Origin of the sequence: Spiroplasma alleghenense, assembly GCF_003363775.1 — a bacterium.
Classification (GTDB): domain Bacteria; phylum Bacillota_I; class Bacilli_A; order Mycoplasmatales; family Mycoplasmataceae; genus Spiroplasma_B; species Spiroplasma_B alleghenense.
The window spans coordinates 949,809-968,923 of the sequence record NZ_CP031376.1 but is presented as its reverse complement, the minus strand read 5'-3'; the positions used below and the strand labels follow the sequence as shown (position 1 = coordinate 968,923).

The following is a 19,115-nucleotide window of genomic DNA, read 5'->3' as shown; positions in this document are numbered from 1 at the left end:
ATTATTATGAAAAAATTACTTAGTATTTTTGCCGCAAGTGCAATGGTGGTGTCCACTCCTTTGTCTGTAGTGGCCTGTAAAAAAACCGAAAATAAAGTTGAGTTTGACTTCGATGTTTTAACAAATCAATTGATTTCTGAGGTAACTGAAATTGTTAATCAAAATCTCAATCAAGATTTTAATAGATATCAATTTATTGAAAATGACATCGCTTTAAATGACTTCAATTCAATTAATATTAAAAAAATATTACAGATCCTTTCAGAAAAAAAGGTTGACATTTTAGAATTATCACCCAATTCATCTGAATTTGTAGCAATCGGAAAAGATTTAACAAATATTGTTAAATTAGAAAAATTAACTACTCAGATTAATCAAGCAATTTTACAAAATATTAACTATAAACCAATTTTAATTAATGGTCAGTCACCATTTAAAAATGATTTTGAATTGAATCAAATCAAATTAACAAAAAAAACAAATGACACTGTTTCAATTTTAGCAACCTTTAATTTCAATTTAATGCTAAAAGACCGTCCTGGCAACTTAGTAATTGAAAAAGTTACTTACAAACATACAATGAATATTTTCCAAGATGCAGAAATTGCTAAAGGTTTTACTGAATTGTCAAATAATATAGGTGAACTGTTAGAATCAGAAAAATATAGTAATTCAATGGAATTTATGAGTAATTCGGGTAATTATATGCGAACAACAAATGATATGAACAATGACATCCTACTAAAGGCTAAAATAACAGAAGCTGCTAATGAAGCCAAAATTCCAATAAAAGATTCAAAACTGTATAGCATTGATCTTCAAAATCTTAATCTTAGAACTAGTGAACTATACACAATTTTTGGAGAATCGCAACCAAAATCAACTAATAATCTGATGTATTGAGAAAATATTCAAGATGATGGCAAATACGGTGGTCTATTGAGCGCTATAACATCAACGGGTTATGATGTGATTGATAGTTATGCTTTAAGAATGAATCAATATGAAAAAATTTCACAAACTAATAATACATTCATGGATCAGGTCAATCCGTATATTGTAAGTGAAAAAGTGCAAAAACTATTGTTAAAAGATGAAGAAAGTTCATGAGCTTTAAATCACTATAATATTGATTATTTTCTTAATGATTTAAATCTTTATCCTTATTTTAGTGAAAGAATATCAAAATCTAAATTTAAACTTTCAGAAACCGAAGATAGAAAAACCATTGCTATATGGGGAACAGAAATAGAAAACATTTCAGTCACATATGAAGAATATCAATCGGGAACTAAAACAACTGTTGATATGCCAAACTATTTCTTTATTAATAGGCAAAAAACCCATTTAATTAATACAAAAGAATATGTTTATCGTGTGAATTTTGCTTGACTAGAAGTTTGTAGACAATTTTTAGGGTTTGAAAATATTAATGGAAATACAAATCTTACTTACAATTTAAAATTACCCCAAGATATGTTAAGTGATTTAAAAGTTGGTGTTTCTTACAATTCTAGTGAGATTCTCAACGCTGCATTAGAAAAAGCTATTAGTGATATTTTAACAAGCAATCCGCGTCTAAGAGATTTTGTAAGCAGTTTTAGGGTTTCACCATCAGATAATGGATTCATTAAAATAAATTCTGAAGGATTTATTCACTCATACAATGAATATGGATATGCAACACCTTTTGAAGAAATTGAATTTTGATTACAGGGAACTGGAGTAAATTATAAAAGGGTTGGTAATGGAGCGGTTAGAAGAATACCTAGAAGAAAAGAAATTCTGACTTCTAATCTAGAAACACCAACTTACTGAAGAATAGATTCGTTTAATAAATAAATTAATTTTGATAAATTAATTTGTCAAGAAGGAGATAGCTGATGAAAAAATTACTTTGTCTATTGGGAACAATTACTATGATCAGTTCTGCAGGAGTTAGTTTGGTTGCTTGTAAAAGAACTATTATAAATGATGGGGACGAATTTGATTATGAAGCTGCTAAAAATAAATTAATTCAAGAGGTTTCTGAAATTATTAGTTTAAATCTTAATCAAGATTTTAAAAATTATCAATTATTAGAAAACCAGGTAGCAGAAAATCAATTTGAATCGATTAGTATTTCAAAATTTTTAAATATTCTTGAAGAACAAGGTAAGAACGAACTTCAATTACCTTTTAATTCTCAAAATTTTAAAGACATTTCAAAAGATCTTAAAGGAATTGTTGATTTAACTAAAATCAATTCTGACATTAATGAAAAAATTGTTAAAAATATTAACTTTAAACCAATTCTTGTAAATGGTAGCCCATTTAAAAATGACTATGAAGTTAATTCGATTAAATTGCTCAAAAAATCAGATGGTGTTGTAGAAATGGTTTTTGATTTTGGATTTAATTTGCAAATTAATAATTCTGAAGGTATTACATTAAATGAAACTATTATAAATAAACAATTTATCAATCTTTTTAAAGACGCTGATGTTGCCAAAACCATTAATGAACTATCTGAAAGCGTTAAAGAACAGCTTGAATCTGAAAAATATGTTAATTCGATGGTTTTCACCAGTGATAGTGGTGATTTTTCTAAAGGCATAGACAAAATAAATAGTGATTTTTCAATAAAATCAACTATAAAAGAAGCGGTTATTGAAGCCCAATCAAATGTTGAAAATTCTCAAGGATTTATTATCGACACTCAAGAATCTAATTTAGTAACAGAAAAACTTTATACAGTTTTTGGAGAATCAAAAACTGAAAATTGAATTAATAGAGAATGAAATACTTTAGAAGATGATTCTTGAACAGAGGGATTATTCAGCGCTATTACTTCTTTGGGAATGGAAAAAATCAACATATTAGCTCAGAGAATGGTTGAAGAAGCAAATGCCAATAAAAACTTGGAATTTATGAGGGCAATTCATCCATTTAAAGTTCAAAATGAAGTTGCATCATTGCTTTTAGAAGATGAAAACAGTTCTTGGGCTGTGAACCATTACAATCTGGACTACTATATGAAAAATAAAAACCTATTCCCTTATTTAAGTGCCAAAATAGCTGATTCCAAATTCAAAATTGATAAAATTGAAGATAAAAAAACAATAGCAATTTGAGGAACTACCCTTGAAAACATTTTTTTAACATACACAGACCCTGATACCAAGGAAGAAATAAAAGTGACAACGCCCGACTATTTTACTTTCAACCGTCAAAGAACCAGCATGATAGATACTAATGAATTAAACCGCCAATTCAATATAGGATTTCTCGAAGTTTGTCGTAACTTTTTTGGTTTTGAAAATTTTAATATAAATGAAAATCCTGAAATGGTTTATAATATCTCTTTACCCGAAGATGTAACCAAAAATCTCGAAGTGGGTATTTCATACAATTCTGCACCGATAATGAAGGCGGCACTAGAGGAAACAATTAAAAGAACTTCAATAAGTAATCCTATTATTAGCGAGCTAATTAATGGTTTTGTTATAATCCCAACAACACTACAAGACTCCTACATAAAAATTAATTCTAGTGGTTACATTTATTCATTCAATGCAGATGGAATTAAACAGGAAAACACTATGGCAATATTTCGATGACAAGGTGAAGGAGATCTGGAACCTTTAGAAAATCCTAACTATCAATATAGAATCTTCCCGAAAAGATATCCTGGTCAACCAGAAGAATTTGGTGAAGAAGCGACTAAATGAAGAATATCTTCATGAATTCGATAACTCAACATATTTAAAAATATAAAATTTCAATTTTTTTATTAATAATAACACTGATATGTGTTATTATTAATAAAATTAAAAGGAGGCAAAATAATGAAGAAATTATTAAGCATTTTTGCTGCAACAACTTTAGCAGTTTCAGCACCTCTAAGTGTTGTTGCATGTAAAAAAGGTAATTCAGATAATGGTGAAGAATTTGATTATGATGCCTTAAAAAAGCAGTTAATTGATGAGATGACACTAATTATTAATGAAAATATTAATCAAGATTTTGAAAAATATTTATTCTTAAAAGACGAAGAAGCTCAAAAAAAGTTTGATTCAATTAGCATTATAAAAATTTTAGATATTCTTTCTCAAGAAGATGTTGATAGCTTACAATTAAACCAAAACTCTACAAATTTTATTAACATATCAAAAGATTTAAAGGGTGTAATTGATTTAGCAAAATTAGGTAATGAGATAAATAAAAACATTGTTCAAAATATCAATTTTAAACCAATTTTAATTAATGGGCAAAGTCCGTTTAAAAATGATGTTGAAACTAAATCAATAAAATTATTAAAAAAATCAAACGAAGTAGTATCAATTGAATTCAATTTCGGTTTTAATTTGGCACTTCAAGAAGCAAATGGTGATGTATTAAATGAATCAATTAATTTCCATCAAATAATGAATATTTTTGAAGATATTAATATTGTGGACGACTTAAATGATTTATCACAATCAATTGTGAAGCAATTAGAATCGGACAAATATAGTAACTCATTTTCTTTTATCAGCAATAGTGGCAATTTTCTAGAAGTTACAGAAAAAATTAATGCAGATTCTTCCATAAAATCAAAAATAAACGAAGCGGTAGATGAAGCGCAAAAATTGACTGAAAATTCAGAACGATTTACTATTAACTTGGAAAATAAAAACTTAAAAACTAACAAAAATTATATTATACCCGGAGAAAGTCAATCATACAGTTTCAGTGCGGGGACTTGAGATAGTTTTGAAGATGATGTATGGACGGAAGGGCTGCTTAGTGCGTTGATTTCAAGAGGTTCTGAAGAAATAGAAAATTGATCAAGAAAAATGTCCCAAAGATCATTTGACGACGTTACGCTTTCGCGCTTTCAAAAAATGAGCCCTAGCAAAGCTGTTCAAAATTTTGTATTAAATGATGAAACAAGTTCGATTGCAATTAATCACTACAACATCGAAGAATATCTAAATAATGAAAATCTATTTAAGCTATTCAAAAAAAGAATCCTGAATTCAAAATTAAAAATAGACCATGATGATGACAAAAAAACCATTGCCATATGAGGAACAGATTTAGAAAATATTTCAGTAACTTACACAGAAACTTATTCTAATACAGAAATAACTATTGAAATGCCTGATTTTTATTTGATAAATCGTCAGGAAACGAGTTTAGATGACACCAATGAATTTACGTATAAATTTAATGTTTCTTGACTTGAATTATTAAGAAAATTTTTTGGTTATGAAAATTTTAATGTCAATGAAAACCCAGAAATGATTTATAATCTTGAATTGCCACCTGATATAATCGAAGAACTAGAAGTGGGAGTATCTTATAATTCTCGCACAATTATATTGGCTGCTTTTGAAAAAGCACTCGAAGATATTTCGATAAATAATAATTTAGCAAAAGAATTTATAAGTTATTTCTCAATTTTTCCAGCTTATGAAAATTCGGAAGCCTTTATTAAAATAAATTCAGATGGTTATATTTATTCATTCGGCCCTAACGGCGAAATGATGGGATTTCAATTCCCTTCAGTGAGTTGAAGAGGAGGCGGGGTTGACTTCAATGATGCTAGAAACGAAATAAATCAATATAGAAATTTTTTAGGCAGAAAAAATAGCCAACCAGATCAATTCGGAGATTCTCCAACAAAGTGAAAAATTATAGATTTTAAAAAATAAAAAGGAGGCCAAATAATGAAGAAATTATTAAGCATTTTTGCTGCAACAACTCTAGCCGTTTCGGCACCCCTAAGTGTTGTTGCATGTAAAAAAGGAGATTCAAATAAAGGTAAAGAGTTTGATTACGATGCTTTAAAAAAGCAGTTAATTGATGAAACAACCGAAATTATAAAGCGAAATCTAGACCAAGATTTTACTGATTTTTTACTATTGGAAAACCAAGCCGCTCAAAATAAATTTGAAAGTATAAGTATTAAAAGAATTTTGGATATTTTGAATGAGCAAGGAACTAATGATTTTAAAATACCTTCAAGTCACGCTAGTTTTAACAATATTTCAAAGGACCTCAAAAATATTGTTGATATAGAAAAATTAAAAAATGACATTAATAAGAATATTACTCAAAATATTAATTTTAAACCAATTTTAGTAAATAGCTCAAGCCCTTTTAGTGGACAATTTGAAACAGATTCAATTCAATTAATAAAAAAATCAGATGATGTAGTATCAATAATTTTTAAATTTGATTTTCAAATTCAAATTCTTGAAGCTGATGGTGGTTCATCAAATAACGAAATCTTTTGAAATGAAATAATGAATATCTTTAATGATGTCGATATTGCAGAAAGCCTAAACCAGTTGTCAATTTCAATTAGAGAACAATTGGAGTCTGATAAATATGTAAATTCAATGTCTTTTATCAGCAATAGCGGTAATTTTTTAGATATTTCAGAAACAATCAATAGTAGTGAATCGATAAAATCTAGAATAAGTGAAGCAGTTATAGATGCCAGTGAAAAAGTTGAACAGTCTGAAAGGTTTTCCATTGACGTAAACAATTCAAATTTGATTACAAATAAACTTTATAGTGCTTTTGGATCTGGAGTAACCAATTCTGTTTCTAATTTTGGATGAGATACCATTGGCGATGATATAAAAATGAACCAATTAATCAGCACTTTAACTTCTAATGGAAATCAAGAAATAGAAAATTTTGCAAGAAAAATGGCTGAAACTGATGGAGACCAAAATCTTTCTGATTCACCTTTGTATCAAGTTTTTAAGTTTGTAGTACCTAAAGAAATTCGAGAATTTATTGAAAAAGACACAGAGAGCTCTTGAAGTATTAACCATTATCATATAGATTATTTTTTAGATGAATCAAATAATTATATGAAATATTTTACTGAAAAATTGGCTGCTTCCAAATTTAAAATTGATAAAGAAAAAGATAAAAAAACAATTGCGATATGAGGAACTGACTTAAAAAAAATTTCATTAACTTACAAAGAAAATGGAACAGGAAATGATATAACAATTGAAATGCCTAATTATTTTATTGTAAATCGTCAAATTACTAGCTTTGAAAATACGATTGAATATGCTTATAATGCCGGTATGGCTTGACTTAAATTTTGTAGAGAATTTTTAGGGTATTCAAATTTTGATATTGGCCAAAACCCTGATTTTATTTATAATTTAACATTACCAGAGGAAATTTTAAACGAACTAGAGGTTAATGTAAAATATGATGCCAGAATAATCCAAATTGCTGCTTTGGAAAATACAAGAAAAAAACTGATGTCTGTTGATCCAGATATTAAAGATTTTATTAACACCTTCTACACTTACCCTGCCATGGATTTTGATAAATCTTATTATAAAATAAATAGTAATGGTTATATTTATTCATTAGATAAAAGTGATAATTTAATAGAAATGGAACACTTTTCTTTTGGAATAAGTGGTACAGGTGAAAATTTTAATTTGCTTCTAAATCCCAGTCCTCTACTAATGATTGTTCCTAAAAGGTTGAATAGTCAGCCTGCAGAATTTGGAGAGGCTCCGACTAGAATAAGATTAAAAGATTTTAGCAAATAGGTATTATAAAGATATAAAACTTAAAAATTATTAAATTCATACAAAAAACCGACTTTTAAAAGTCGGTTTTTTAATTAAAGATTTAAAGAAGCTATAACGATTCCAATGACAATTAAAGTAACAATTACAAAAGTTAGTAATAACCAAAAAAGTTTTTTTGGCATAAAAATTTGAAAGTATTTTTCAAGAACAAGAACGATTATAAAAAATATCAATCAAAGTCCAATTGGAATAAAACAATAATAAATCAAATTACTTACCATAAAATTCTCCTTGAAATAATCTTAACATAAAGTAGAGAAAAAGTAATTTCTAGATAAAAATTGTGGAAAAAAATTCTATAATTGTTATACTATTATTATAGAAAAATTTATTGGAGGAACATAGAATGAAGAAAATTTTACTATGCTGTTCAGCAGGTATGAGTACAAGTACATTAGTTAAGAAAATGACTGATTATGCTCGTAAAGAAGGCCTAGAATGAACAATTGAAGCAATGTCAATGCAAGAAGCTAAAAGTGTAGTTGATCAATGAGATATTGTCATGGTTGGACCACAAGTAAGTTATGCATTAGGGGACTTGAAAAAACTAACTGATAAACCTGTTGAGGTAATTCCGGCAAATATTTATGCTTTAGCTAAAGCAAAAGAGGCATGTGAAATGGCTATAAGGATGTTGGGTTAATAAAATGGCTAAAACTTGAAATTTTGAAGAGATTTCCTTCACAATAATCGCTTTTGCTGGGGAAGCAAAGGGTCATGCGATGGGAGCAATCAATGCTGCTAAAAATGGTCGTTTTGAAGAGGCTGAGAATTTAATTGAAGAAGCTGAAAAATCAATTCTGACTGCTGAAAAAACTCACATGGATATTGTGAGTGCAGAAGCTGGAGGAGAGAAAATTACTTTCCCAATTTTATTTATTCATGCTGAAGATCAATTACTAACAACCCAAACAATTATTTTGTTGGCAAAAGAGTTTATTGATGTTTATAAAAAAATAGGTAAGTAATTACCTAAACAGAAACATTATTTTTATTTTAAAAATTATGGAGAGGAGTATCAAACATGGCAGAAGTTGAAAAATTTGATGTCAAAAAGGCGCGTGAAAAAGAAAAAGAAAAGCGCACTTTTAAACAATGAATTAACGAATCACTTGTCCCTGGAATGGCTAAAGTTGGAAATCAACGCCATTTAGCAGCGATTAGAGATTCTTTTGGAACCATGATTCCATTAATTATTGCTGGTTCAATCGGTATTTTAATTAATGCAATTATTTTTGGTGGAGCTGGAAGTGGATATGTTTCATTTTTAGGTCTAATCTGTAAAGCTGCCAATCCAGATGTATCATGAGATGGTGTTACAGCTCTATTAGCAGATACATCAAATGGATGAGGACAAGCTTCAAAAATTGGAGGTCTTGCTTTTGGGCACATTAATACAGTAACAGTAGGAATGATGGCAATTTACTTTGCTTTCCTATTTGGATACTTTATTGCTTTAAGCCGTCAGTTTAAATCACCAATTATTGCTGGTTTTGTATCATTATCAGCATTTCTACTAGCTTGTATGGGGGAAGTTACTTTCTTCATGGGAGCAGTTGGATTAATCCAAGCAATTATTTTTGGATTATTAGCAACCGAATTCTTTATATACTTATCAGGAGTTCGAGCTTTAAATATTAAATTACCAGATGGAGTACCTCCAGCTGTTGGAAAATCATTTGCGGTTTTCCTACCAGTGGTAATTACTTTAGGAACTGTTGGGGCAATTAACATTATCTTCCTTTCAATGGCTATTGTTGGGGGAGGTTGATTTGTTAACAGTGGAACCTACTTTACTTTAACAGCAGACCAATTTGGAAAAATGTTTGGCACTATTGATGGTGACAACATTGCAGCAATGTTTGGCGAAAACGGTAGTTTAGCTGCCTTTGCTGAATACCAACAAATTTTAACTCCAATGCTACAAATTTTAGCATTAGACAATACAATAGAAAACCAAAAACTATTTGTTGATGCTTATAACGCTCTAGGAGCAGCCGATCAAGCGGTTTGAACTACTGCAATAGCAACTTTACAAGGTCACTCAAACTTTGCTTGACTAGATGAAGCCGCTAAAATGTCTTTCTTCTTAGATTCAGTTAACCAAGGATACATCATATCAGCATCATTTCAAACAGTTACACTGGGAGCAACCCAATTTGGAGCAGGAGCATTTATTTACAAAATCTTCACTAGTGCTTTCATTGGATTTGCCACAGGTAATGGGGGAATTGGGTTAGGAATTGCTTTTGTATTCTTTACTGGATTCTTCTGATTCTTCGGGGTTCACGGATCAAACCTAATGGCTGGTATCTTTGAACCAATCTGATGAATGATTTTAGGAATCAATGCCGCTTTAGTAACTTCAATGGGTTATGAAATGGCAGCTGCTTCAGGTCAGATGGGAGTATTTACTAAACCATTCTTCGATTCATACATGTATGTTGGGGGAAGTGGAGCTACTTTAGGATTATTAATTATGACTTTTGCAGTTTCAAAACGTCAAGAATTACGAGAAGTTGCAAAATACGCTACTCCAGCAGGGATTTTCCAAATTAACGAACCAACTATCTTCGGATACCCATTAATTTTGAACCCAATTTATGTTGTACCATTTATCTTTGCACCAATTGTTAACTTAATTATTGGTTGATTATTCTCACCAGATGTTCTTGGAGTAGTTAAATATTCATATGTAGCAACACCTTGAACTAGTCCTTGAATCTTTGGAGCAGTATTAACTTCAATTGACTTCATGGCGCTGATTCCAGCAACCATTTGTTTGGGAGTAAGTATAATCTTCTACTTCCCATTCGTGCTAATTGATAATGCAAATTACTTTAAAAAATTAAAAGAATCAAACATTGAACAATACAACCAAGAAATGCGTTACTACAATGATCCTGAATACCGTTATGGGGTTATTACTGAACGTAAAGTATCGGCTAACGAAATGAAAGCTGAAAATGCTTTAAACGATGCTGCTACAGTTAATGAGTTCTGAGAAAAACGTATGGTAAATAAAGAAAAACTAGCCTTAGCAATTGAAAATAACAATAAAAAAGCTAAAGCTAAGGAAGAAAAATACCTACAAAAAGCTACAGAAATTAAAACAACTCGTGATAGCAAAGTTGAACAATATAAACCAAAATGAGACAAATATATGGCTAACCAAGCAGCCAAAGCGAAAGCTAAAGCTGAAAAATTGGAAGCTAAAACTCAAAAAGCTTAATATTTTTATATTAACTAAAACAGATTCTTTAGAATCTGTTTTTTAGAAAGGGAGTATTATGAAAAAACAATTAGGAATTTCAATTTACCCAGAACAATCAACCTTTGAAAAGGATAAAGCCTATTTGGATTTCGCTAAATCGCTTGGATATACTCAAGTATTTACAAGTTATTTCCATGTTAATAATCAACCAATTGAAGTAATTGATAAAATAAATAAATCACTGAAATATGCTAAAAGCATAGGTTTTTACACTATTGCTGACTTTGAAAATGTTTCTTTACAAAGATTAGGAATTGATTTAAATGATCCAAAAAAATGTTTGGAGATGGGGATTGATTGTATTCGTCTAGACTCACCAAGTTTACCAAGTGAAATTGCTGAGTTAACTCATAACCGTTATGGAATTGATGTGCAATTAAATATGTCAAACAATGATAATTTAATTACCAATGTGATGGATTTTAAACCGATTAAGAGTCGTCTTAGTGGGTGTCATAATTTTTATCCTCAAAAAAATACTGCCATTCCTTATGACTTTTTTAAAGAAGCCAATCAAAAGTATTTACAACACCGTTTAAGTACGGCAGCTTTTATTGGAAGTCATGTAGGAACCCAAGGTCCAGCCTTGGGAAATAAAGAATTTCCCACTTTAGAATTCATGAGATTCTATGATGTTGTTAGTCAGGCTAAAATCTTAATGTATTGTGATGAAGTCGATGTGATTTTCTTTGGTAATGCATATGCAAGCGAAGAGGAATTGAAATTGGTTTCTCAAATTGATCGTGATGAAATTACTTTTGATTTTAAAACTGCTCATCAGGTTTCACCAGTAGAAGAAAAAATCTTATTTAATCACTTACATTTTAGAAGAATGGATATTACCGAAGCCTTTATTCGTTACACAATGACTCGAGTTTACTACAAAGCTGAGAAAATCTTGGTCGGTAAACAAAAAGCCAGTTACAATAAAGGAGATGTTGTAATTATCAATGACAATGATGCTCATTATAAAGGGGAGTGTCACATCATCTTGCAAGACAACTTTAAAGACGATGAAAAAAAATATAACTTCATAGGTTCTATAAAGCCAGAAGAATTATTTTTACTAAACTTTATTAAAGCAAACAATCGATATCAATTTAAAAAAAATTAAAAAAAACTTCTTGTTATTTTTATAGCAAGAAGTTTTTTTTAATTTTAATTATTTATAAATAAGCATTGACATATAAGAAATTAAGCCTTACCATAAGGGTAGAAAAGTTTTAAAATAAACAAAAAGAAAAGTTTTGGATCTAAGATTTATAAAAAATATTAATCACTGAAAGGTGTGGTGTGGTGTAGTGAAGAAAATTTTAATAATTCTTTCAAGTTTTTTTGGAATTGGGACAATTACAAGTCTTGATGTTGGTTTTTTAGATGTAAGCAGTAACCCAATTGCAGATTTCATCGATAATAAAGATTTGGGCTATGTACCAAGTATTAAAAGGGATGATTTTTTGACAGCTTTATTTGAGAAAAACCCAAGATTAGTTCCTAATACTTTTTCCTTTAAAATGTATGCGCATTCAGCGTTTTTATTGGCTAATTATGATGAGAAAACTGTTCGTAGATACAGTCGAGTTGAAATTACTTTTAAATCAAAATTGGACTATGGAAGTTCTTATAACATTCGATATAATTGTCGTGTTTACCCCAAAAGTGGTAAGTGTGTTTTACCAATAAAAATTATGGATAGTTCATATAATGAAAATAATGATGAAAGAATTGTTTTTGGAAACTCTGATAATGATATAGAACAATTTCTTGACATCAAATTTAAATGAACAAGAGATTATATTTTAGTTATCTTTAATAACAATCAAAAAACTGCTCGTTTTACCATTTTTTGACAAAAAGTCAGATTGGTTAAAGTCGCCATAATTTATGATGACATTAAATAAATTGTATTAATTAAACAGTTAGGAGTTAAATATGAAAAAAATTATTATGACTTTAATGAATTTATTTGTAGTTACGGGACTAATTTTGCCAAATACTGTTTCATGTGAACCTGAAAAAATCCCTGTCGATGATTTGATTGATATCCATGATTTCGGTTTTATTCCAAACCCAAACTTTGAAATTATTGGTCAATTAATTATAAAACTCAACCCCAGAATTGAATCTAATGACTTTGATTTTGTCATAAAATCTAATTTCATATTAGTTGAAGGTAGAAGCGAAAGTTTAATTGTTAAAAGCGGTAGCCTAGCCATAATAAATTATCAAAGTAAAATAACTTTTGGAAGTCCTGGTAACCTTGATTCAAATTGTATATTTAGAAAAAAGGGAGATAAATGTTTTACTTTTATAAGCATTTTAGACAAAACTTTTGACCCTCAAAAAAACGAAAATAAAATTAGTATTAAAAATAATTGAGATCAAACGATTTCTGCACAGTGAAGTATTGCTGAAAATAAAGATTATCTTCTAGTAACTTGTACTTGCTCATTTTTTCATCAAAGCTACCAAGACAAAATAACATCTATTTCTATTTCAATCCCAAATATCCACATAGCTAATATAAACATTTATCACTCAAATTAAATTAAAAGAAAGAAAGGAATAAAACTATGAAAAAAATATTACTTATTTTGAGTTCGTTATTAATTTCTGCTCCTTACATAACAAATGCCAAGAATTCAATAGAAACACAATCAAAAGATGAAAGTTCTGAAACTGTAAATGATATTCCAGATTATTATTTTAAAAGTGCTGGCGGTGAGCAACCTGGTGATCCTATAAATAATCCTTCCGATTTATTTTATGAAAATAACCAGACAGATTTTGAACTTGTCCCAAATTTTGAATGATTTTTCAAATTAAAAAAAGAAGAGTCTTTTGGTTATAGCGAAGCTAGGTATAGAGAAAAAGGAAAACTAAAAAAAGGTCTTTGTGAATACAATTCTCTGGCGATGATACTTACTTATCTTGAACTTTTTGTAACTTCAGAAGTAATTAATGATGATAACTTTAGAAAATACTTTGATTTTGGCATCAAAGAAGAGGGAAAGATACAAGCACCAATTCATAGATACTCATTTAAAGAATACGAAACAATGGATAGCTCTCTGGCATCTAAACTGTGAAATTTAAATAATTTTAAACTAGACTTATTAGTTGGGGGATCGGTTCAAAATACGTTCAATAAGTGAATCCAAATTCAATCCCGCGAAGCCAATATTGCAAATGAATATAGTGCGAGTTTTTGGCATACTTCAAGCCCTGAGGACAATTTGTTGAAACATAGAGTGCCGGTAATGATGTCTTGGACTAAGCACAAACACAATATTGTAATCTTTGGATACAACAAATCAACAGATAGTTATGTTGTTCACTATGGATGACCAGATAGTCAACCGATTAGAATTATTAAAAAATCTCTTTTGTGAAGTACTTTTTCGGGTGGATTTTGAAATGCATTCTACCCGAATCCAAATAAGCCAAAACAAGCCTTAAAAAAACGCTTTAAGTACCAAGGGGAGTTATATAGTTGAACCGAACTAGAAAGAATGGGAAAGACAGCTAATGACTTTGCAAATATGGAATTTCTCGACAATTATAAATAATAATGAGAAAAATCCTAAAACTATTTTTAAGTTTTTCAATTATTACCCCCTTACCTATAAGCGTAGTTTCTTGTAAAAGTAGCAAAAAATCCTTAGATAAATACATGTATGAGCGTGAAATGGGATACTTGCCAGATTTGAAAAAGACAACTATAGAAAAGGAATTTAGGGCTAGAAATCCTTTGGTTGAAGATATTGAGTTGGAAATTGAATTAGTATATTCGAATAAAGCTTATGTTGGCCCTGCTAAAAGCGAACTAAAAAATTATAATAAACGAAAAGTTGAAGTCTATTTTCGTTCCAAATTAGAATTTACTTCACATGAGGGAAATGATTTTCATTGTAATTTCAGGCAAAAATATGAAAGTTGTTTCATTCCCGTTGTTATTGCAAATAAATCATATGATTATGAAGTTGATGAGATTCCATATGGGGATAAAAATGATACAAGATTTGAACTAACTCATCAAATTGATGAAAACAATGACTATATTTTATTTAAGTTAACAAATTTACTGGATCAAAATGAATCTCAGAAAGCACTAAAAAACTATTCAATAAAATGACAAGAAGCTGAATTGGTTAATGTTATTGTTAACTATACAGTCAATTAATAAATAAAAATTACCTCAAATTACTACCTTAGAAAAGTAGTTTTCGAGGTAATTTTGTTTTTTAATTAAGCCAAATCTCTTTTTGAAGGTTGGAAGGTGAAAAAATAAATTCATCCAAATAATGGTAATAACAAACATGCTCAGCGAACATCATGGTAAAAGTTTTGAGATTTACCATAAATCAATATGACTCATATTATAGCTCCAATATAGACTAACAAAAGCATAAAACTTAACATGTACATAAAGAAAACAATGTCCAAATTTATTTGCGTATAAATATTTAAGAAGGTATAAATTATTGACCAAGCAGTGCTTGAGCCAAGTGTAATAGCTCCTGAAATTACAAAAACGGTAATTAAAAATAATAATTGATTAATTTTAAATTGCCCAAAATTAATAAAACAAACATCATAAACTTTAGAAATTCAATTTGGACATTTTTTTAAATAATTTCTAAAAAAATATAATATGATAAGAAGGCTTAAAATTATAAAACCAATTGAGGATAATACAATTCCTCAAACGGGTCAATTATCATTTTGAAAAAATAGTAGCGGAGCAATTAAATCGGTTATTATTAGTGTTAGTAATAAAGATATTAACATACTAGGGATTAATCGATTTTTCATAAGAACTTCTCCTTTTGATTCTATCTTTAATCTTGAATTTAATAGATTATAGTACTTTATGGATTTTAGTCAATAATAAATTTAGTTCAAAATTTTATTTAATAAAAAATTTAAATCTTTGAAATTTCTAAATGTTGCTTTTCCAATAATTAATCGGTTATAATTTATAAAAAGGAGATATCTATGTTACTCGCTCAAGAATTATCAAAGTTAACCAGCAATTTACTAATTGGATTTAGTTTTTTAGCAGTTTTATTAGCTATTGGTTTTGTTTTTATTTACAAAAGATGATTAAGAAAAAGAAAGGTTGAAAAGGCGGATTTTACAACCGAAAGTGGTCGCTATAAGATCTTTAGTTTTTGACAAAATTATTTCTTTATTTTTATGATATTTTTATGTGTAGTTGCTGGAATATTTATGTTTGCAATGGGAATTAGTTTCTACATCCCCAATAAATAGAAAGAAGATATATTATGGAAGAAAAATTAAATAACCAAACAGAATTCCTTTTCATATTTTGCAAAAAGTGTTGGAATTATCAAAAATTCTTGTTCAACGATAAACTATCTGAAGACAAAAATCATTTAAAGGTTTTTAATTGTGGGGTTTGTGAACGCCAACAGAAAATTGATATTAAAGCAATTCATCAATATTACGAGGTTTTAAATGAACATAATAACTAACCTAATCCTAGCCAACAGGCCAAATGCTAATGAAATCAATAATCTACCTTGATGAGTAATTGTGGTCATCATAGTTTTTATATTACTACTACTATTGTTAATTCCTTGAGGTAAAATATCACGCAAAAAAGTAGTTAAAGAAGAAGTGCTTGAAAAAATTACTAACGAAAAAATTAAAGTTAAGAAAAATGAACCCTATATGGGAGTTTATAACTGGTTTGGTAAAAAACAATCACTTAGATTATCTAAGGTTGTTTATGTTCGCGAAGAAGAGGATCCTTGTGATTTGTGTCGACCTTGAGAAAACACTGTCATAATCATCGCTGAGGAACACTCACAAGCACCAACGATGAAAGAAGCAATAGCTGCTGGATATCACCATGTGGGTTGCAAACACATTGATTTAGACTACTTTGAAGGAGTTACTGTTATTCCTGAGAAGCAATTCAGCGAAGAGCACAAGATTAATAGATTTAATTTGCGTCTAAAACAGTACGAATTTGAGCAAAAAATCCGTGATTTGAACTATGAAATTAATAATAGTAGCAAAGATGAAATTGTTAATGAAAGCAAAAAAAAGCTTGAAATAGAAAATCTTAAATATTTGGATTTTCTAGATAAAAATCATTTAAAAAGGAATTTACAACGTGAAGATCCTATTATTGATGAAATTAAAAGATTTTCTTAGTTTTCAGAAACTTATTATTGTTTATTTTATATTTTGAGTTAATATATTTCTGGAAGAGATAATATCTTGAAAGGAAATGAAATGATGAAAAAGATTTTAATTTTTTTATCATCGCTGTCTCTTGTCTCGACAAGTTCGATAGCTGTAGTGTCTTGTAATAAAAAAAATGAGGTAATTTTAAAGGACTATGAAGTATTTTTCGGAAAACAATGGCAGGAATTATTGGATATTAGCGAAGTGGTTAACTATCAAATTTTAAATAAAGTTAGATCAAATAATTCTAAATATATACAAGAATACCTTGATTTTGCCAAAGAAAATACCAACCATCAAATGTTTTTAATTCTAAGATCTGCATTTTATTTTAAACTTTTACAGTTTTGAAAATTTAATCCTGGGGTTGAGATTTCCACAATTCCTATTTCCCCAAATATGGAATTTGAAGATTTAAAGAATGCTGTATTTACTTGAGGAGTTTGAGATATAGAAAAATGTGCAACCGAAGAAACTATGAAAATAATTACCGGTGTTTGAGTTAAAACTCTTATTTTTGATATTGAAAATGATGGTCCAGAAAACTAGTTCTAGCAGTTATCATTAAAATAGTTATTTTTGATAATTTTAATTGACTTTTTTCCTAATTATGTCATAATTAAAAAGGTTTAAAGAAGTAGCACAAGCTCACCGTCAATTAAATGAAGCGGTAAAATCTGATTATTATAACTATAGAGTTAATAATATTTTAGTGTGCTATTAGTCTTTAAATGGCACATTTTTTATTTTAATGGAGGAATTAAATGGCAGATATCAAAAAAGACGTAAAGTCTGATTTTGTCAATCGTGAAATCAGAGCTAAAATGGTTTTAATCATCGACAATGATGGAAACAAAATTGGACCAATCCCTAAAATGGAAGCGATTAAAATGGCTGAAGATCAAGGACTTGATTTAATGCAAGTTAGTCAACAAGACAATTTTACAGCGATTGCAAAGATTTTAGATTATGGAAAGTTTAAATATGAACAAAAACGTAAACTAAAAGAAAACAAAAAAAATCAAGTTAAGACTGAAAATAAAGAAATTCGTTTAACAGTGGGAATTGGGCAACATGATTTAGAAACCAAAGCTAAAAAAGCTCGCGAATTCCTTTCAAATGGAGATAGAGTAAAGATATCTCTTAAATTTAAAGGTAGAGAAATAGTTCATCAAGAATTTGGTCAAAAGACTCTAAATTCATTCCTAGCAATTATTGAGGATGTATGTAAAGTTGAAAAAGAACCTAAACTAACAGCTAGATTCTTAGATGTCTATGTAGTGCCGAAAAAAGGCTAATCAAATAAGGAGGAGTTTATTTATGCCAAAAATGAAAACAAAAAGTTCTCTAGCAAAACGTGTAAGAAAAAACGCTGCTGGAAAATGAAAACGTGGTCAAGCTTATTGTTCACACTTAGCACAAAACAAATCAACAAAACAAAAAAGACACCTAAAAAAAGTTATATTTGTTCATTCAACAGATATGAAACGTTTAAAAGGTTTATTACAAGGATAGGTAGGAGCAAAATAGTATGGCAAGAGTTAAATTTGGTAAAGTAACCAGAGCAAGAAGAAAACGTTGAATAAAACGTGCCAAAGGTTATTATGGAACCAAAAAATCAAGTTACAAAAAGGCACATGAACAAGTTGTTCGTTCTATGGCTTATGCCTTCGTTGGACGTAAATTACGTAAACGTGATTTTAGAAGTTTATGAATTGTAAGGATTAATGCAGCAGTTCGCCCGCATGGAATGAGTTATTCAAAATTCATGAATGGATTAAAATTAGCAGGGATCGAAGTTAACCGTAAAATGTTATCTGAACTTGCAATTAATGAACCAAAGCAGTTCGAAGGAATTATTGCGACTGCTAAAAAATCTTTAGCAAAATAATGTAACAAACTAGGTTTTACCTAGTTTTTTTATTGGAAATAAATTATTAAAACATATTTTATATAATGTTAATTTTTCCATTTTTTCTAAATTTTTTATAAAATATGTAGAAAAAATGGAAAAATACTTT

Annotated in this window: 20 protein-coding genes; 19 read left to right on the top strand and 1 reads right to left on the bottom strand. The window is 29.1% G+C overall.

The genetic code is table 4. The features are described 5' to 3' along the window. The first annotated feature begins 6 nt into the window (after nt 1–6). From SALLE_RS04425 to SALLE_RS04410, 4 genes are all read left to right on the top strand, one after another. Nucleotides 7–1,842, top strand: a complete 1,836-nt coding sequence (locus SALLE_RS04425) for a hypothetical protein (RefSeq protein ID WP_115558416.1) — start codon at nt 7–9, stop codon at nt 1,840–1,842. Between the two features lie 41 nt (nt 1,843–1,883). Continuing rightward, a complete protein-coding gene (locus SALLE_RS04420) occupies nt 1,884–3,734 on the top strand; it encodes a hypothetical protein (protein WP_115558415.1) in 1,851 nt (616 codons plus the stop codon). 93 nt (nt 3,735–3,827) lie between these two features. Further along, nucleotides 3,828–5,678: a lipoprotein gene (locus SALLE_RS04415; RefSeq protein WP_115558414.1), complete on the top strand. Its 1,851-nt coding sequence runs from the start codon at nt 3,828–3,830 to the stop codon at nt 5,676–5,678. Nucleotides 5,679–5,693: 15 nt separating this feature from the next. Then, nucleotides 5,694–7,559, top strand: coding sequence for a lipoprotein (locus SALLE_RS04410; protein ID WP_115558413.1), 1,866 nt, complete (start codon nt 5,694–5,696; stop codon nt 7,557–7,559). Nucleotides 7,560–7,633: 74 nt separating this feature from the next. Here the strand turns inward: SALLE_RS04410 and SALLE_RS04405 are convergent, their stop codons facing one another. Next, the gene (locus SALLE_RS04405) at nt 7,634–7,822 is read right to left on the bottom strand and encodes a hypothetical protein (protein WP_115558412.1); all 189 of its coding nucleotides are present in this window, start codon (nt 7,820–7,822) and stop codon (nt 7,634–7,636) included. 125 nt (nt 7,823–7,947) lie between these two features. Here SALLE_RS04405 and SALLE_RS04400 point away from each other — a divergent pair, with 125 nt between their 5' ends. The 15 genes from SALLE_RS04400 (at nt 7,948) to rplT (ending at nt 18,985) form a co-directional block, all read left to right on the top strand. Continuing rightward, entirely contained in the window at nt 7,948–8,244 is a 297-nt protein-coding gene (locus tag SALLE_RS04400) for a PTS sugar transporter subunit IIB (protein WP_115558411.1), read from the top strand. A gap of 4 nt (nt 8,245–8,248) precedes the next feature. After that, nucleotides 8,249–8,569 carry a PTS sugar transporter subunit IIA gene (locus tag SALLE_RS04395; protein ID WP_115558410.1) on the top strand — a complete coding sequence of 107 codons (321 nt, stop codon included), beginning with the start codon at nt 8,249–8,251 and terminating at the stop codon, nt 8,567–8,569. Nucleotides 8,570–8,625: 56 nt separating this feature from the next. Then, the gene (locus SALLE_RS04390; RefSeq protein ID WP_115558409.1) at nt 8,626–10,833 is read left to right on the top strand and encodes a PTS sugar transporter subunit IIC; all 2,208 of its coding nucleotides are present in this window, start codon (nt 8,626–8,628) and stop codon (nt 10,831–10,833) included. Nucleotides 10,834–10,891: 58 nt separating this feature from the next. Beyond that, a complete protein-coding gene (locus SALLE_RS04385; protein WP_115558408.1) occupies nt 10,892–11,989 on the top strand; it encodes a DUF871 domain-containing protein in 1,098 nt (365 codons plus the stop codon). Between the two features lie 187 nt (nt 11,990–12,176). Further along, nucleotides 12,177–12,776: a hypothetical protein gene (locus SALLE_RS04380; RefSeq protein WP_115558407.1), complete on the top strand. Its 600-nt coding sequence runs from the start codon at nt 12,177–12,179 to the stop codon at nt 12,774–12,776. 31 nt (nt 12,777–12,807) lie between these two features. Then, nucleotides 12,808–13,422: a hypothetical protein gene (locus tag SALLE_RS04375; protein WP_115558406.1), complete on the top strand. Its 615-nt coding sequence runs from the start codon at nt 12,808–12,810 to the stop codon at nt 13,420–13,422. Nucleotides 13,423–13,448: 26 nt separating this feature from the next. Then, nucleotides 13,449–14,444 (top strand): putative cysteine peptidase, encoded by a 996-nt coding sequence (locus SALLE_RS04370; protein ID WP_115558405.1) that lies wholly within the window; start codon nt 13,449–13,451, stop codon nt 14,442–14,444. Nucleotides 14,445–14,446: 2 nt separating this feature from the next. Next, nucleotides 14,447–15,058 (top strand): hypothetical protein, encoded by a 612-nt coding sequence (locus SALLE_RS04365; protein ID WP_162807958.1) that lies wholly within the window; start codon nt 14,447–14,449, stop codon nt 15,056–15,058. 815 nt (nt 15,059–15,873) lie between these two features. Next, entirely contained in the window at nt 15,874–16,149 is a 276-nt protein-coding gene (locus SALLE_RS04355) for a hypothetical protein (RefSeq protein ID WP_115558402.1), read from the top strand. Between the two features lie 14 nt (nt 16,150–16,163). Continuing rightward, a complete protein-coding gene (locus SALLE_RS04350; protein WP_115558401.1) occupies nt 16,164–16,373 on the top strand; it encodes a hypothetical protein in 210 nt (69 codons plus the stop codon). Then, the gene (locus SALLE_RS04345) at nt 16,357–17,061 is read left to right on the top strand and encodes a phage minor capsid protein (protein WP_115558400.1); all 705 of its coding nucleotides are present in this window, start codon (nt 16,357–16,359) and stop codon (nt 17,059–17,061) included. Before SALLE_RS04350 ends, SALLE_RS04345 begins: the two co-directional genes overlap by 17 nt. Before the next feature lie 84 nt (nt 17,062–17,145). Continuing rightward, nucleotides 17,146–17,643: a lipoprotein gene (locus SALLE_RS04340; protein ID WP_162807957.1), complete on the top strand. Its 498-nt coding sequence runs from the start codon at nt 17,146–17,148 to the stop codon at nt 17,641–17,643. 215 nt (nt 17,644–17,858) lie between these two features. Beyond that, a complete protein-coding gene (gene infC, locus SALLE_RS04335; protein ID WP_115558398.1) occupies nt 17,859–18,392 on the top strand; it encodes a translation initiation factor IF-3 in 534 nt (177 codons plus the stop codon). 22 nt (nt 18,393–18,414) lie between these two features. Continuing rightward, nucleotides 18,415–18,609, top strand: a complete 195-nt coding sequence (gene rpmI / locus SALLE_RS04330; RefSeq protein WP_115558397.1) for a 50S ribosomal protein L35 — start codon at nt 18,415–18,417, stop codon at nt 18,607–18,609. A 16-nt stretch (nt 18,610–18,625) separates the two neighbouring features. After that, nucleotides 18,626–18,985, top strand: a complete 360-nt coding sequence (gene rplT, locus SALLE_RS04325) for a 50S ribosomal protein L20 (protein ID WP_115558396.1) — start codon at nt 18,626–18,628, stop codon at nt 18,983–18,985. Nucleotides 18,986–19,115 lie beyond the last annotated feature (130 nt).